Source organism: Desulfococcus sp. (genome assembly GCF_041737845.1).
Lineage (GTDB): Bacteria > Desulfobacterota > Desulfobacteria > Desulfobacterales > Desulfococcaceae > Desulfococcus.
The window spans coordinates 1-15,208 of record NZ_JBGSQX010000083.1 but is presented as its reverse complement, the minus strand read 5'-3'; the positions used below and the strand labels follow the sequence as shown (position 1 = coordinate 15,208).

The window sequence follows — 15,208 nt, the reverse complement described above, 5'->3', positions numbered from 1 at the left end:
CAGCTCCGCCATCATGGACGATCTGACCGGGCTTTACAACCGCGCCTATTTCATCAATTCCCTCGAACTGGAAATCAAGCGCGCCGTCCGCCAGAAATACACCATTGCCCTGACCATGATGGACATCGATGACTTCAAGCTCTACAACGACAGGCTCGGCCATCTTGACGGCGACATGCTGCTGCGGGAGATCTCCCAGGTCATCCGCCTGTCCGTCCGGGAGGTCGATATGGCGGTCCGCTACGGGGGGGAGGAGTTTGCCGTCATCATGCCGTACACGGACCGCGATGACGCGCTCAAGGCCGGGGAGCGGGTCCTCGACATGATTCGGAAGCACCCCTATTCGAACAGCATGATCTCAAGGGTGAGGCCGGTAACCATGAGCGCCGGCGTCGCGGTCTTTCCAGAGGATGCCAAATCGGTGAACGAGCTGATCTGCCGGGCCGATGAAATGCTTTACACGGCGAAGCGCAGCGGCAAGGACCAGATCAGGACCCGGACCTTCGGCGACGGGATTTTTCACCTCCGGGCGTGCTGATCCGGCCGGCGCCGGCAACCCTTGGGGGGGCGCAGCGAGGGGGCGGAGGGCGCGCGTCCGCCTCCTCAGGCGCCGATGCCGTGCTTGGAAAGCAATTCATACAGCCGTGATTTGGAAAGCCCGGATATCCGGGATGCCCGCCCCACATCTCCCGCCGTAATCCCGATGAGCTGCTCCAGATACCGTTTGTCGTTCATTTCGCGGAACGTCTTGAGGGGGGGGAGGTTCTCGACCGCCTCGTCGGGATCGGCGGCGGGGTCGCTCTGGCGGACGGTGTTCCGGATCACCTTGATGCGCATCTGCACCGGCAGGTGCTGGGGGTAAAGCGTGTTCACCGGGCCGGCGATGGCGATGGCCCCATTGATCACGTTGACGAGTTCCCGAACATTGCCGGGCCACTCATAGGTGTAGAGGGCGTCATAAAAATCCTCGGAAATCTTCTTGGTTTCCATGCCGCAGTCTTTACAGAGCTGGGTGACGGTATGCGCGATCAGTTCCGGGAGGTCTTCCAGCCGGTCACGCAGCGGCGGAACAGTGATGGTGAGCGACTGGAGCCGGAAGAGGAGGTCGGAGCGAAAATTCCCCTCCCGGACCATTTCCTCCAGGTTCCTGTGGGTTGCGGCAATGAGTTTGAACCGGCTTTTCACCGTTTTGCTGCACCCCACCCGTCTGACCGTGTGATCTTCTAAAACCCGCAGGAATTTTTTCTGGATCTCAAGGGGAAGTTCTCCGACCTCGTCCAGGAAAAGGGTCCCCTGATCCGCCTGGGCGACCAGGCCCTCCTGGTTGCGCTCCGCTCCCGTGAAGGCCCCCTTCACGTGCCCGAACAGCATGCTTTCCACCAGGTTCTCCGGCAGGGAGGCGCAGTCCACGACCACGAAGCTGTTTTCCGCAAACGGGCTGTTCTCATGAATGCCCCGGGCAAACAGCTCTTTTCCGGTGCCCGTCTCCCCGATGATCAGGGTGTTGGCCCCGCTGCTGGCCGACTTTTTCATGAGGTTGATGCAGCCGGTGATCCTGGCGCTCCGGCCGATGATCCGGTCCCGATTGATGCCCTGGGGCTGGCTGGAGGCGCGTGTTTCCTTGCGGTACTGCAGGATTTGTTCGAGGGACGCAATCAGCTCCCGGACCGAGGCCGGCTTTTCGATGTAGTCATATGCCCCGTTGGTGATGGCGGTTTCCGCGCCGTCGATATTGGCCGACGCGGTGATGACGACCACTTCCGGGCGGGAGGGTGTCTGCCGTATCGCGGTGATCTTGTCGATGCCGTTGCCGTCGGGCATGCAGACATCGAGAAAAACGACATCGAATTCGCCGGACCGGGCCAGCTCGACGCCATCCGTCAGTTTCAGGGCCGTCTTGATGTTGTGATTCTCGTAGCTGAGGATTTTTATCATCAGATCAACCAGCACTTTGTCGTCGTCAATAATCAGTATGTTTGCCAAAATCTCACCTGTTGTTTGATTCCCTTGAAATTCTTGCCGGAAGCTGCGTTATTGGACGATGCCCTCCGCGGGGGATCCGATCCGGCATGGGTCAAAAGCATCCCGGCACCAAACCACAATGACCGGACCGCAGATCCGCGGACCCGGGTGCGATGCGCGATGTGTCCAGAAAGAGAGGGGTTCCTATCAGATGAACAGGAGGCGCCGCATCATTTATAACTTATGTAATATATTTATTTCGCGGATGTCAAAGAAAAAATACATGGGCGATAAAAACCATCGTCCAGGAAGGGGGCATGCCGTGATGCGATCCACGGGAACTGTCGCCAGAAGGGTCTTTTCCGCATGCCCCATCTCCGGGGGGTTCCGGGGAAGGGAGCATGATATCTTTACATCAAGCTATCATGGATTATTTTTCGTTTTTTAGATCACATAGGCGTTCGGCGTCTTTTATTTCTGTTTTCAACATCCTTTTCAGGGAAGGAGGATTCCATCATGAAGGTATTGATTGTCTATTATTCCACCTACGGGCATATCCACAAAATGGCGGAGGCCGTTGCAGAAGGCGTTCGGGAAATCGCCGGGGCGGAGGCCGTATTGCGGCGGGTGCCCGAAACCCTTCCCGAAGGGGTGATCGAAAAAATGGGGGCCGCGGCGGCCCAGCAGGCCATGGCTCATGTGCCGGTCTGCACCGTCGAAGAACTGGCTGCAGCGGACGCCGTCATCTTCGGGACGCCGACGCGGTTCGGCAACATGTGCGGGCAAATGCGCCAGTTTCTGGACGCAACAGGCCAGCTCTGGGCCACGGGCGCCCTGGTGGGCAAGGTCGGCAGCGTCTTCACGAGCAGCGCCACCCAGCATGGGGGGCAGGAGTCGACCATCCTGTCGTTTCACATCACGCTGCTGCACCAGGGCTTCGTGATCGTGGGGCTTCCCTACACGTTCCAGGGGCAGATGCGCATTGACGAGATCACAGGCGGTTCCCCCTACGGGGCCTCGACCATCGCAGGCGGGTCGGGAGAGAGAATGCCCAGCCAAAACGAGCTGGATGCCGCCCGGTTCCAGGGCAAGCATGCGGCCGCCATCGCCGCCAAGCTGACGGCGTAACCATTCGCCCTGTGCTTAATCCGCTGCCGCACGCCGGCCCATGACCGGTTTCCCGATCAGCTCCGGCAGGGGGAGGATGCGGATCTGCCGTTGCTTGAGCCCCCACAGCAGCCGGTCCACCTCGCCCAGCCAGAGAAGGCAGCGGTCCGGGTTGCCGGGCCGGACATCGTGGAGCATGAGGATGTCATCGGGCCGGACCCGGGACAGGATTCTCCGGGCCAGATGCCGTATCCACCGATTCCCGCCGTCACCGGCACGGCGGGTGAAGTTCACGACGTACATTCCAGAAGCCGAAAGCACCTTCCCCAGCCTGGGGTTGGTGATCCCCACGGGCGGCCGGAAGGCCAGGGGGACGACGCCGAAGGGCGCCAGGGCCGCCTGGCCCGCCTCGATTTCTCGGGCCAGGGTGGCCGTGGATTTGAGCATCACCAGGGTGTCATGGCGGTAGGTGTGGTTTCCCACCAGGTGGCCGTCGGCAAGGATGGCCCGGATCAGTTCCGGATGCATTTCCGCTTTTTTTCCGATGACAAAAAAGGTGGACGGGACCCGGTGCCGGGCGAGGAGGCGAAGGAGGGCGGGCGTGGTGAGGGGGTCGGGCCCGTCGTCGAAGGTCAGGGCCACGGCCCGCTTTCCGGACCGCCCGCGGCTGATGACGGGCAGGAAAAAGCCCCGGCGGTGGGCAAAGGGGGCCGCCAGGCAAAGGACCAGGAAGCCCGCAAGGGGAACGGCGGCAAGGCGGATGTCGACGAGTGTGAGAACAAGAGCTGCGAGAATCGCCGCGATTCCGGTTTTCTCGCCGGGGGAGGGGGGCCGCGGCAGGCTCATCCCCGATCCGGTCCGCGGACATCACCGTCCTCCGGCGAAAGGGAGGCGGGATCCACACAGGTCGCCACGATCCACACCGATTCCCGGTTTCCCCCGGACGGCCCTGAAAAATCCACCCGGAACCCCTGGCCGGCGATCATTTCAAGGAGCGGGTCGAGGGGGCGGTAGCAGGGATGCAGGCCGGCGATCCGGAGCTTGAAGGCCTCGAACCGCCACATCCGGGAATAGTCGCCGTTGACGGGCGGGATGACGGCCCGGACGATCATTCGTCCGCCGGTTCGGAGGCGAAGGGCCAGTCCCTCCAGGGTGGCGTTCAGGGCATCGTCGTCGAGAAAATGGATGATGTCCAGCAGGAGGGCCGCGTCGGCCCGGGCCGGCAGGTCCGGGAGTTCCGGCGCATGCCCGATTCGGGCCTCGCCCCGATCGCCCCAGGCCAGGGCCGCCACCCGAACCCGCTCGGGGTCAGGGTCGATGCCGTAAACCCTGGCCCCGGGAAAGGATTCCAGAATCCAGGCCGCCGGCACCCCGTACCCGCACCCGATATCGATCACCGTCAGCGGCGCCCGGGGGGTCTCGATAAGCCGGGGCAGCTCCGCGAACATGGCGTCCAGCTTGAGCTTGAATCGGGCGAAAAACCGCGGATAGGCTTCCCTGTTCCGGTACCGCGCCAGGATCCGTTCCGTCAGGGGCTTTCCGGCTGTCTCGCTTCTGACCCCCGTGGAAAAAATGCGCTCCAGGAGCGGCGGAAGGATGAAAAACGCGCCGATCAGGGAATAGCCGATGCCCAGGAAGGTGGTCATCCCCGCGCTTTTCAAGAGGGAATGCTCGGAAAAATAGAGCACCCCGAAACCGATCAGGGTGGATAGGCCGGCCATGAAGACCGTCACCCGGATCAGCCCCATGCCGGGATGGGCCGCGTCGATGTACCGCTGCCTCGCCCGGACCAGGTAAAGGGAATAGTCGATGCCCATGCCGAAAATGATGATGGAGAGCATCAGGGCCGGAATGTCCAGGCTGTGGCCGACCAGCTTCATGGTGCCCAGGGTGGCGACCAGGGCGAAGACCACGGGAAGCAGGGCCGCGATCGTCAGCCGGAGGTCCCAGAAGAAGATAAATAGAAGCACCGCCGTGCTCAAGCCGATGATCACCAGCATCCGGGTGAAGGCCGAAAAGAGAAGCCCCCCCAGCCGCTGGGAAAAGAGCGCCGCATCGAAAATCCGGCCCCGGGGCCGGTAGGTATCGTAAAACCCCTGGGGATCATGGGAAGGGCCCGGGGTGAAGCTCGAAAATTGCATCCACCCCGTTTTTCCGGCATTTTTTCGGATGGACATCATCTCGTGGAATTTTTCCGGGATGCCCGGGTCTTCTTTACCGTGCGGGGGCGTGGTCAGGGTGTTGATGAACGGCGCGAAGGCGTCTTCGGAAAACCCCAGTTGAGGGCCGGCCGCGGCCAGCTCGGCGCGCAGCATCCCGACGCGTTCGGGGGTCCAGAAGGCCCGCCAGGCGGCAAGGTTCTTTTCCCGCCGGGCGGCTCCGGGGAAGATCATGGACGGCACGAATCCTGAACCCAGCCTTCCCGCGTCCCGGTCCGCTTCCACCCGGGCAAGAAGGCCGTCCCACTGGTCCTGAAGCGCCGTCAGGCTCTTGCCTTCGGTCATCAAATAGATTTTGGTGAACACCTGGGCTCCCCAGATGTTTCCCACCAGCGCATCGGCCTTTTCGGTTTCGGCGCTGACCGTGTTCATGGCGGCAAGCGACACGTTGAAGACCGGCCTCGCAAAAAAGGCCATGAGGATGAAAAATCCCAGGCAGGCCAAGGCCCCTTTCCAGCCGAAGGATGTCAGCCCGGCGGTGAGGGACTGGAGGGGAAGATGCCGGGGCCGGGCCGGGGGCATTTTCGGGAAGATCCGGGGAAAGACCGTGTGCACGAAGAGGAAGGAGAACCCGATGCCCAGGGCCGTGAACAGCCCGAGCTGGGCCAGAATGGGAAAGCCGGAAAAACAGAGGACGCTGAATGCCCCCATGGTGGTGAGGGTCGCCAGCAGGCCCACGGCCCGGATTTCAAGGGAGGCCTCCCTGCCCCGGGTCTCCCGGGGGCGGTCCAGGAAGAGCAGGTAGGCGATGCCGTGATCCACGGTGATGGAGATGATGGCCCCGCCAAACCCCAGGGCCATGATGGAGAGCCGGGGGTAGACCAGGGCGCAGACCACGAAGGCGGCGCCGGTCCCGGCCAGGGCCGGCAGAAAGGCCATAAGCCCCAGCCAGGGCCGGGGAAAGGCGAAGACCAGGAGCAGGGCGATGCCCAGGGCGGCCAGGAGAAAGGCCTGGTTCACGTCCCGCCGGGCGATCATTTCATTGTCCAGCGCGGCCCGGAAGGCCCCCACGGGCGTGAGGGTGAGGCGGTGGCCGTCCCGGGCCGCGGCACTCTCCAGGTTTCGGGATATCTCGTCTGTCAGCGCGGTGAGCCGCCGGGCAAAGGCCGTATCCGTTCCCGAGGCGACGGGATGGGCCGGAACGAGCAGATGCCTGCCGTCCGCGGAAAGGAGTTTTCCCTTGTGGATGCGGACCGCCAGGGTCGGGGCCAGCAGGGCGATCCGGGCCATGACCGGGTCCTTGAATCCCAGGGGGTCCCTGGCGATCATGTCGGCCTGGCCGATCCCCTCCAGACCCAGCAGGGAGCGACGGACCGCTTCGAGGCGCTCCCGGACCGCTTCGGGGGTCAGGCGGGGTTGGATCTCCCTCTCCAGGTCCCGTTCGGAAAACAGCACCGGCAGGTGGTCCAGGACATGGGAAACCAGGTCCGGAATCAGGCCCTGCATGTCTTTCATGCCCACCTGGGTGAACAGCCCGCTCCGGTTCAGGGCCTCCTCCACCTGCTCGCCGTAGTGGACGAGGAGGTCGGGGTCATCCGCGTCAAGGGCCACATCGATGACCATCTGGTCCTGGATGGGATGGTGGGTGAAGATGTAGCCGGCGTCCGCCAGGACCGGGTCTTTCCGGGGCAGGTAGCGGGTGATGTCGGTATCGATCTCGGCCAGGCGGAATCCGGCAAAGAACAGGGCTGCGATGGCAAGGCCCGTCAGGAGGAGCAGCGGCAGCCGAATGCCTTTCATGAAATCCACCAGGCGGCAAATCCGCAAAGGGCCGCCGCGTGGGCCAAAACGATCAGGCGGCGGCGGCGGTGATAGAATTCATCCAGCTTCTGGAGCCGTCGAAGCCCTCCGAATATCCGCCGGAACCGGTCCAGGGGAAGATACCGGTCGTTGTCCGAAGGGGAATTGCTCTGAAAGGCAACGGCCGGATAGAGGGCATAGGTGTGCTCGTCCGAGAGGTCCCGGAGCAGGTCATCGTAGGGGACGTTCCGCCAGGGGATCCGGGCCAGGGTTTCGGCAAAGCTGCGGTTGAGGACGCAGGCGTGGGTCAGGCTGCGGTATCGGATTTTCATCACCGATGGGCACCGGGTCCGCCGGCTTCCCTGCACCATGCACCCCAGAAACAGCATGTGCCATGCCGGGAGGGTGGAGAGAAATTCCATGGCGTCTTTCAATCGCCCCTCATCGAACCCGTCGAATACAATATCGTCCTCCAGAACGAGAAAACATCGGGCTCCGGCGGCCAGGGCTTTCCCGATGCAGCGCATGTGGGACTCGTAGACCCCCTGTTCCGGATCGACGGGATGCTTATTGGCGATCACGAATTCGACCCGGGGAAGGAGCCCCACGGCCGCGAGCTGCGCGCGGGCCTCGGCCCGGCGGTCCGGCCGCTCTTCCAGCGAAATGCAGTAAACCCTGTCAAAACAGGCCCAGCCCGACATTGTTCGCTTCATTCCCGGTTCGGCAAGGTATTCCCGTCAACGCTTGACATTCAGAGGCAAAAACCGCTTTCTTTCTGCCCTGCCTTGATTGTATGATCACCTTTTGGTTATCGTGTTTACAACGAAAGTTCAACCCTTATTCATGGTCTCTGCCTTGGCGTCATTGCCCATGCGGCGGTATCGATGATTCAATCCATTTTACGGAAACTGGCCCATACCCGGTATGTCCAAAGCGCCGTGGCGGAGCGGGCGGACCTCGGCGCATTCCGGGAGCGCCCCACCCCGCGGGTCATTTCAGGGCTCTGGATCATCGGGCTGAGCTATCTCATCGGGTGGCCGGCCGTCGGGGCTCTGGGCATGGTGTCGGTCTATTGGAAAAATCCCCTGATCATCACCATCGGCGGTCCCCTGGTCTATGGATTGTCCCACCTCGTGTTCATGGTGGGCGTGTATTTTGCCGGCGCCGGGCATGCCCGGGTCTTCATGAAATGGGCCACCCGGATGGCCATGGAGAGATGGCTGGGGGACGATCCGGCGGCCCCGCCTCGAAGCGATTCCCCGGTCGTTCCCCGGAAAAATGCCTCCGGACCCTGACACCCGGGGGCGCGAAGGATATCCCATGCGCATCATACTGGTTCATCCGGCCGGATCCAACTGGATGCCCGGCAAAAAAGACATATCGGCGACGGCCAACCGCATGGCACCGTTGGGGCTGCTCTCCATCGCGGCCTACCTGGCACGGGAGGGCCACGAGGTTTTCGTCCAGGATTGCCTGGGACCCCGGGCCGTTCCCGGCGCGGGAGCCAATGCGGCGCGCATCCTGGAGATGGCGCCGGACCTGGTGGGGGTTTCCGCCACCACCTCCGGTTTTTTAGACGGATATGACCTGGCCGTGCGCATCCGGGCCGCAAGCCCCCGCACCCGGATCGTCTTCGGCGGGGTCCATGTCTCGGCCCTGGGGGCCGCATTGCTGGAACAGTTCCCCGACATCGACTTCCTGTGCATGGGGGAAGGGGAGCTGACCCTGGCGGAACTGGCGGCGGGCCAGCCCCCGGAAAAGATCACCGGGCTGATCTGGCGCGACGGGGGCGGGGTCGTCGTGAATCCGCCCCGGGAGGCCATCCCGGACATGGACAGCCTGCCCTTTCCGGCCTACGAAAAGCTGGCGGGGTTCCCCCGTGGGTACAATCTTCCCCTGTTCAGCTACATCGACACGCCCGGGGCCACCATGACCACCAGCCGGGGCTGCCCCTACCAGTGCTCCTACTGCGACCGGTCGGTGTTCAAACGGGGGTATCGCTGGAATTCGGCCGGGTATGTCTACGACCACATGCAATACCTGCGTGACCGCTTCGGCGTGCGCCACATCACCGTCTACGACGACCTGTTCACGGCCCGCCGGGACCGCATCGCACGTCTTTGCGACCTGCTGACCCAAAAGCCCCTGGGGGTGCGGTTCAACTGCGCCGTCCGGGTGGGCCATGCCGACGACGATCTGCTCCGGATGCTCCGGGACGCCGGTGCGCTTCAGCTCTCCGTGGGCATCGAAACCGGCGACCATGACCTCATGAGGACCCACAAGCCCGGCGTGGATGTCGAGGACGCCCGGGATACCGTGCGGCGCATCCAGGCCGCCGGGCTCCGGGTCAAGGGGCTCTTCATGATGGGCCTGCCGGGCGAGACGGCTGCCTCCATCCGCAGGACCAGCGATTTTGTTCTGTCCCTGGGCCTGGACGACATGAACATGTCCAAGTTCACGCCCTTTCCGGGGGCCCCGGTCTGGCCCACCATCCACCAGGAAGGCGCCTTCGACCCGGATTGGCGGCAGATGAACTGCCTCAACTTCGTCTTTGTCCCCAACGGCATCGACTCGAAGGAAACCCTGGACCAGCTCTACAACACCCATGTGAAGCGGTTCTACTCCGATCCGGCCTGGCGAAAGAGATTCCGCGGGCGGATCTGGGAGCACCGCCGGAGCATCGCCTACGCGCTCAAACACCTGCCCGCGTTTCTGTCGGCCAAAAAAAGCTTCGAGCCGGCCGAAAAGCGGACCTGACCCCCACAGGAACCGCGTGAGATGACCGATTCTCAGATAGCCCCCCGCGGGCCGCACCGGATGACGATGTCCGAAAGCATCGCCCGGGTGCTCACAGGCCCCCCGCACCCGGAACTCGATTTCATCCAGGATCGGGTTTCCTATGGGGATCTCTACGGGCTTGCGGAGGCGATATGCCGGGATCTTCCCTCCGGATGCCGGGCCGTCTGCCTGTGCACCGAAGACCGGGCCGTGGCGGCGGCCTCCCTGCTGGCAGCCCTTGCAGCAGGATTCACCCTGGTCCTGCCCCAGGCCGATTCCGCCCGGGCCGCGGCCGAGGCGTGCTTGCGCCTGGATGTCTCCGTGGCCGTCACGGACCGGCCCCGGGACCTGCCTGCGGGCGTCGTTCCCCTGATCCCCGGGGCGGCGCAGGCCCCCCGCCGGGGGCTTCGGCCGGCCATCGGCCCGGATGCCCCGTTCCTGAAATTCTTTACCGGCGGTTCCACCGGTGCGCCCGGAATCTGGTCCAAAACCCCGCGCAATCTCTTCGCCGAGGCTCTCTTCCACGCCGAGCGTTACGGCTTCGGCCCGGAAGACCGGATTCTGGCCACCGTCTCCCCGCTCCATATCTACGGGTTTCTCTATACCGTCCTGATCCCCCTGGTGGCGTCGTCGGCCGTCGTGGCCGGGACCTGCACCTTCCCGGAAGAGATCCGCGGGGCCCTGGTCCGCCACGTACCCACGGTGTTCGTGAGCGTCCCGGTCCATTACCGGGTGTTGAACGGCACCCGGATCCCCGGAGCGTCCCTCCGCCTGGCCCTTTCCTCGGCCGGGAGGCTGGACCCGTCCGACGGCCTGCATTTCAAAAGGGAAACCGGCGTCGGGGTCACGGAGATCTATGGCTCCACCGAAACCGGCGGTATCGCCGACCGGCGCCCGGCAGACGGCGACGCGGCCTTGCGGGCCTTTGACATCGTGGACTGGAGGATCGCGGAAGAAAGGCTCTGCGTGCGCTCCCCGTTCATCTCGCCGGAGATCGAGACCGCCCCGGACGGTTTTTTCACGACCGGGGACCGGGCCGCTGCCGCCGGCCCGGACCGCTTCATGCTGCTCGGCCGGGCCGACGGCGTGGTCAAGGTGGGGGGAAACCGGGTGGACCTGGAGGTGGTGCGCGACGCCCTCAAGGGGATCATCGGGGTGGAGGAGGCCGTGGTCCTGGCCGTCGCCGGGGAGTCCGGCCGGGAAAACGAGCTGTATGCCGTGATCCAGGGGGAGATCGACCCCGAAGGGCTGAGAAGGGCCGCCCTGGAACGGATCGAGCCCCATGCCCTGCCCCGCAGGATGCGGATCGTGGACCGGATTCCGGTGTCGTCCTCCGGGAAATATGAAAAAAATGTGCTCCTCGGGCTCTTCACGGACGAGAACCGGGGAATCACCGATTGAGGGAAGCGGGCCTCACCGCGCGGGAGTGCCCAGGCCGCCCGCGTCGAGAAAGCGGCCCCAGAGGGCCTTCATGGTGGCCGGGTCGTGCCCGCCGTCGATCACGAAGACCCGGTCCCGGGGCAGAATGTCGGAGAGCATGCCCTGGGCGAGGGTAAAGTCGTCCTCCCCGCCATAGCCCAGATACACCGGGGGCCAGGAACCGGGGCTGCCGGCATAGGTCTTGAGCCAGTCCCAGAACATCCGCTCCCAGTCGTCGTCGGGATCGTAGGTCCCGGGGTTCCATTTGCGGACCCCGCCCGCGTCCGAGACCTCCTTCACAATCTTCTGATAGCCCAGAAAGGGCGCGATGAGGCACACCCCGGCCAGGTCCCCGGGATGGGTCCGCAGGTACATCAGGCTGCCCAGGCCGCCCATGGAGACCCCCACGAGCCAGATGCGCTCAACCCCCCGGGCCCGGGCCGGATCGATCACGTCGGCCTTGAGCCGGGGCACCAGGGTTTCCGCGAAATAGTATCCGATGTGGGCGTCGGGCGCCATCATGTCAAAAAGCAGCCCCCGGTCCCATACATCGGCCACGAAGCCCTCCTCGGCAAAGCTTTCGTGGTTTCCCGACCGTCCCTTCAGAAAAACGATCAGGCTGGTCGCGGGGCGGTTGTCGTCCCGGACGTAGGAAAGGGTTTTGAGGGGATCGTTTCCGCCCAGGAGGGCGCATCCCCAGAACCCGGCTCCCAGGGCCAGCATCAGCCCGGCCGCCAGGCAACGAATCTGCTTCTTGTTCATCTTCATCACGCCTCCTCTTCCGGATATCGGTGTTGTCATGCCAGGACCCAAGGGGGCGGCTTCATCCGTCCGGCGCTCACATCCCGCATCCGGACCCCCAGGGCCGTTTCGTAAAGGGCCCCGTCCAGGCCGTAAAGAGCCAAATCGAAGACCAGGAGGTCCGGCGCGGTCCTTCGGGGCGCGACCACGGCCCGGTAGGATTCTCCGGTCCGGGTGGGCCTCAGGATGCGCCGGCAGTCCAGGCCCACGGGAAAGGCCACCACACGGGCGTAGCGCTGGCCCCAGGCGCAGGCCGCGTGGAAGGCCGCATCCAGGGGAAAGGGCGAGCCCAGGGGGCCGGCCGGGGTGGGGTGCCGTGCCGCCAGGACCGTTGCCTCGGCCCTTGTGGGCCACAACCGGACCCGGTCCTGGATGTTGTGATAGGCCGGGCCAAAGGGGACCATGTCGGCATAGAGGGCACGGGCGGGAATATCAACCCCGTTCCCGGGAAGATCGGCAAGCTGGACGGCCTCGGTTTCATCCGCGGGGGTGCTGCCGCCGAACACCATGAAGACGTGCAGCTTTTCCCGGGTGATCCCTGTTCTGGATGCCCGGTGCCGGGTGACCAGGGCGGCCTTCACCCGGCCCCCGGAGAGGGGTTCGATGTCGGAAAATGCCGCTAGTCTCGGGGTATCCGCCGGGATGTCCAGAAATTTGTCGAACCGGGCGTCGCGGATCGTCAGGACATCGGTTCGGGGTGCTGTCTCCCGGACCGCCGCGGCCAGGACCTGCATCGCCTCCGCCGCCGGGAAGACCGCCGTTCCCCCAAACCGGTGGTCCCGCAGGCACGGGAATACCTCGATGTCCAGGGGCAGGCGGCCTGCCCGGATTACGCCGGGAAACGATCCCACAGGGAAAGCGTTCTGGCGTCCACGCCCACCGGAATGCCGGCGCGGTTGGTGGCGCAGTGGCGGGTGAACCCCCGGCAGACGATCTCCCCGGTGTCGCCGTGGGTGATGAGGTAGTCGAAGCAGAGCTTCACCCGCTCCAGGTTTCCGGGCCGGGTGTGGACCACCATCAGGTCGTCGTAGCGCAGGGAGCTGAAATAGTCGACGCCCACCTGAATGATGGGGTACACGAAACCGCTCTCCTCGATCTCCCGGTAGGGGTAGGCGGCATCCCGCATCAGGGTGGTCCTTCCCACCTCGAAATAGCGCAGGTAATTGGCGTGATAGACCACCCCGGACCGGTCCGTGTCCGCATAGAGGGTGCGGTAGGGGCACTGGTGCCAGACCAGCCCCTGGGTGCGGTCCCTTACATACCGGGGGTCGGCCGCCAGGGGTTCCGGGACGAAGGGCCTGGGTTTCATCGCCGCATCCCCCTCACACGCCCCGGAACACGATGCAGCAGTTGGTTCCCCCGAATCCGAAGGCATTGGACAGGAAAAGGTCGTAGGACTGCCGCCGGACCTGGTTGGGCACCACATCCACATCGGCCAGGTCCGGGTCCGGGAGGTGATTCACCGTGGGCAGGATCAGCCCCCGGCACATGCCTTCGATGCCCAGGGCCGCCTCGATGGCGGCCGAAGCCCCCAGGGTGTGGCCGATCTGGGATTTGTTGGACGATACCGGTATCTTTTCAAGGGCCGGGCCGAACACGGTCCGCAGGCACGCGATCTCGGTCCGGTCGCCCTTGGGGGTGGAGGTGCCGTGGGCGCTGACGTACCGGATGTCGGCGGGCCTGACCCCGGCATCCGCGATGGCCTGGCGGATGGCCCGGACAATGGTGTCGGGGTTGGGGAGGGTGAAATGATGGGCGTCCGAGGTCCATCCCACCCCCAGGACCTCGGCTTTCGGGGTGAGGCCGTATCGGGAGAGCATCTCCTCCGCCGCCAGGACCAGGACGGCCCCGCCCTCTGCGAGCACCATGCCCCTGCGGTCGATGCTGAAGGGCCGGGAGGCCTGGGTGGGGTCGGCAAAGGCCCGGTCGCCCTCCACGATCTTGATCGTGGCGTTCATGTTGGCGAATCCGTGGATGATCTCCGGCATGATGCAGGTATCGACGCCCCCGGCCAGGACAAAATCACAGTCGCCGTCCCGGATCATCCGGGCCCCGATGCCGATGGCGTGGTTGCCCGAGGCGCAGGCCCCCTGGGGGGAGAAGATGGGGCCGGTGAAGCCCATGAGCATGCCGGCCTTGCCCGCGGGCAGGTTGGCGCAGAGGTTGGGAAGAAGGTAGGGGCTCACCTTGAACGGCCCCTTGTTCAGCAGGTTGTCCATGGCGATCCGGAAGGCGTCGGCGCCGTTCAGGGCCGAGCCCACGAGGCAGGCCGTTCTCGGGCCGGTTTCCCGGTCGATCACCAGGCCCGAGCGGTCCAGGGCCTCCCGGCACACGGCCATGGTCAGCAGGACGAAGTCCGCGTTCCAGTTGTAGGCCTCCCGCCGGTCCACGAAATCGAGATCCAGGGGGTCCCATTCCGGGATTTCGCCGACCACGCTGCTCAGGGAATCGACCCGGCATTTCGTCACCCGCCGGAACCCGGCCCGGCCTTCTGCGGCTCCCTGCCAGGTGAGGTCGAAGGTCTTTCCCAGGGGGGTGGCCGCGCCGTAGCCGATCACAAAGACGCGCCGGTTCTGGGGGGCTCTCATGTTAGGCCGTCCTTTTCAACACGATACATGCGTTGCACCCCCCGAAGCCAAAGGCGTTTTTGAGCACGAACTCCTGTTCATGGCGGCGCGCGCCGTCGGAGACGCAGTCCAGGGCCATGCCCGGCTCCGGGGTGTGGTTCAGGGTGGGCAGCAGGACCGACCGTTTTATCCCCTCCATGGCGAGGATGGCCTCGATGGCACTTGCGGCGCCCATGGCGTGGCCGATCTGGGATTTGTTGGCGGACACCGGCGGCAGACGCTCCCCGAACACGGCCCTGAGGGCGTCGTATTCCACCCGGTCACCGACCTTGGTGGATGCGGCGTGGGCATTGACCGCATCGATGTCGGCCGGGAGGATGCCCGCGTCTTCGATAGCCTCGGCCATGCACCGCCGGACCGTCTCCAGGCGGGGGGCGACAAAATGATGGGCGTCCGAGGTCATGGACCATCCCGCCACTTCGATGCGCCGGTCCAGGCCGTGGGCGCCGGCGAACGCCCGGGTGGCGAGGATGACGGCCCCGGCACCTTCGGAGATCACGAACCCCCGCCGGTCTTCGGAAAAGGGGCGGCTGGCCCGCTCCGGCGCCTCCTCCG

General features: G+C 64.8%; 14 protein-coding genes. 5 read left to right on the top strand and 9 right to left on the bottom strand.

From position 1 onward, the window contains the following. Positions 1-538 (top strand): GGDEF domain-containing protein (locus tag ACEW8N_RS09585; protein WP_373499591.1); only part of this gene is annotated, 538 nt, incomplete at its 5' end. A gap of 65 nt (positions 539-603) precedes the next feature. Here ACEW8N_RS09585 and ACEW8N_RS09580 read toward each other — a convergent pair. Further along, positions 604-1,983: a sigma-54-dependent transcriptional regulator gene (locus ACEW8N_RS09580; RefSeq protein ID WP_373499590.1), complete on the bottom strand. Its 1,380-nt coding sequence runs from the start codon at positions 1,981-1,983 to the stop codon at positions 604-606. A gap of 495 nt (positions 1,984-2,478) precedes the next feature. Here ACEW8N_RS09580 and wrbA point away from each other — a divergent pair, with 495 nt between their 5' ends. Further along, positions 2,479-3,090 carry an NAD(P)H:quinone oxidoreductase gene (gene wrbA / locus ACEW8N_RS09575; RefSeq protein WP_373499589.1) on the top strand — a complete coding sequence of 204 codons (612 nt, stop codon included), beginning with the start codon at positions 2,479-2,481 and terminating at the stop codon, positions 3,088-3,090. Positions 3,091-3,105: 15 nt separating this feature from the next. Here the strand turns inward: wrbA and ACEW8N_RS09570 are convergent, their stop codons facing one another. From ACEW8N_RS09570 to ACEW8N_RS09560, 3 genes are read right to left on the bottom strand one after another with little or no spacing between them, the layout of a single operon-like run. After that, the gene (locus ACEW8N_RS09570) at positions 3,106-3,915 is read right to left on the bottom strand and encodes a polysaccharide deacetylase family protein (RefSeq protein WP_373499588.1); all 810 of its coding nucleotides are present in this window, start codon (positions 3,913-3,915) and stop codon (positions 3,106-3,108) included. Then, positions 3,912-7,028 (bottom strand): methyltransferase domain-containing protein, encoded by a 3,117-nt coding sequence (locus ACEW8N_RS09565; protein WP_373499587.1) that lies wholly within the window; start codon positions 7,026-7,028, stop codon positions 3,912-3,914. The genes ACEW8N_RS09570 and ACEW8N_RS09565 overlap by 4 nt, the downstream gene beginning before the upstream one ends. After that, entirely contained in the window at positions 7,025-7,741 is a 717-nt protein-coding gene (locus ACEW8N_RS09560; RefSeq protein ID WP_373499586.1) for a glycosyltransferase family 25 protein, read from the bottom strand. The genes ACEW8N_RS09565 and ACEW8N_RS09560 overlap by 4 nt, the downstream gene beginning before the upstream one ends. A gap of 171 nt (positions 7,742-7,912) precedes the next feature. Here ACEW8N_RS09560 and ACEW8N_RS09555 point away from each other — a divergent pair, with 171 nt between their 5' ends. Genes ACEW8N_RS09555 through ACEW8N_RS09545 form a run of 3 tightly spaced genes read left to right on the top strand, consistent with a single transcriptional unit; the run spans position 7,913 to position 11,207 of the window. Beyond that, entirely contained in the window at positions 7,913-8,323 is a 411-nt protein-coding gene (locus ACEW8N_RS09555) for a hypothetical protein (protein ID WP_373499585.1), read from the top strand. Between the two features lie 25 nt (positions 8,324-8,348). Beyond that, positions 8,349-9,785: a radical SAM protein gene (locus ACEW8N_RS09550; protein WP_373499584.1), complete on the top strand. Its 1,437-nt coding sequence runs from the start codon at positions 8,349-8,351 to the stop codon at positions 9,783-9,785. Positions 9,786-9,806: 21 nt separating this feature from the next. Further along, positions 9,807-11,207, top strand: a complete 1,401-nt coding sequence (locus tag ACEW8N_RS09545; RefSeq protein WP_373499583.1) for a class I adenylate-forming enzyme family protein — start codon at positions 9,807-9,809, stop codon at positions 11,205-11,207. 12 nt (positions 11,208-11,219) lie between these two features. On the opposite strand, the gene ACEW8N_RS09540 is transcribed toward ACEW8N_RS09545, so the two are convergent. The 5 genes from ACEW8N_RS09540 to ACEW8N_RS09520 all read right to left on the bottom strand — a co-directional run. Continuing rightward, a complete protein-coding gene (locus tag ACEW8N_RS09540) occupies positions 11,220-11,993 on the bottom strand; it encodes an alpha/beta fold hydrolase (RefSeq protein ID WP_373499582.1) in 774 nt (257 codons plus the stop codon). 29 nt (positions 11,994-12,022) lie between these two features. After that, complete coding sequence (locus tag ACEW8N_RS09535) at positions 12,023-12,877, bottom strand: polyketide synthase dehydratase domain-containing protein (RefSeq protein ID WP_373499581.1); 855 nt, start codon at positions 12,875-12,877, stop codon at positions 12,023-12,025. After that, positions 12,856-13,335, bottom strand: coding sequence for an acyl-CoA thioesterase (locus ACEW8N_RS09530; RefSeq protein WP_373499580.1), 480 nt, complete (start codon positions 13,333-13,335; stop codon positions 12,856-12,858). Before ACEW8N_RS09530 ends, ACEW8N_RS09535 begins: the two co-directional genes overlap by 22 nt. Positions 13,336-13,348: 13 nt before the next feature. Beyond that, on the bottom strand, positions 13,349-14,614 hold the full coding sequence (locus tag ACEW8N_RS09525; protein ID WP_373499579.1) for a beta-ketoacyl synthase: 1,266 nt from the start codon (positions 14,612-14,614) through the stop codon (positions 13,349-13,351). Between the two features lies 1 nt (position 14,615). Beyond that, the coding region (locus tag ACEW8N_RS09520) for a beta-ketoacyl synthase (protein WP_373499578.1) at positions 14,616-15,208 on the bottom strand (593 nt) is incomplete at its 5' end.

Coding starts and splice junctions, on each gene's coding strand:
- wrbA (WP_373499589.1), top strand. CDS start 2,479: ATGAAGGTATTGATTGTCTATTATTCCACCTACGGGCATATCCACAAA.
- ACEW8N_RS09570 (WP_373499588.1), bottom strand. CDS start 3,915: ATGAGCCTGCCGCGGCCCCCCTCCCCCGGCGAGAAAACCGGAATCGCG.
- ACEW8N_RS09565 (WP_373499587.1), bottom strand. CDS start 7,028: ATGAAAGGCATTCGGCTGCCGCTGCTCCTCCTGACGGGCCTTGCCATC.
- ACEW8N_RS09560 (WP_373499586.1), bottom strand. CDS start 7,741: ATGAAGCGAACAATGTCGGGCTGGGCCTGTTTTGACAGGGTTTACTGC.
- ACEW8N_RS09555 (WP_373499585.1), top strand. CDS start 7,913: ATGATTCAATCCATTTTACGGAAACTGGCCCATACCCGGTATGTCCAA.
- ACEW8N_RS09550 (WP_373499584.1), top strand. CDS start 8,349: ATGCGCATCATACTGGTTCATCCGGCCGGATCCAACTGGATGCCCGGC.
- ACEW8N_RS09545 (WP_373499583.1), top strand. CDS start 9,807: ATGACCGATTCTCAGATAGCCCCCCGCGGGCCGCACCGGATGACGATG.
- ACEW8N_RS09540 (WP_373499582.1), bottom strand. CDS start 11,993: ATGAAGATGAACAAGAAGCAGATTCGTTGCCTGGCGGCCGGGCTGATG.
- ACEW8N_RS09530 (WP_373499580.1), bottom strand. CDS start 13,335: ATGAAACCCAGGCCCTTCGTCCCGGAACCCCTGGCGGCCGACCCCCGG.
- ACEW8N_RS09525 (WP_373499579.1), bottom strand. CDS start 14,614: ATGAGAGCCCCCCAGAACCGGCGCGTCTTTGTGATCGGCTACGGCGCG.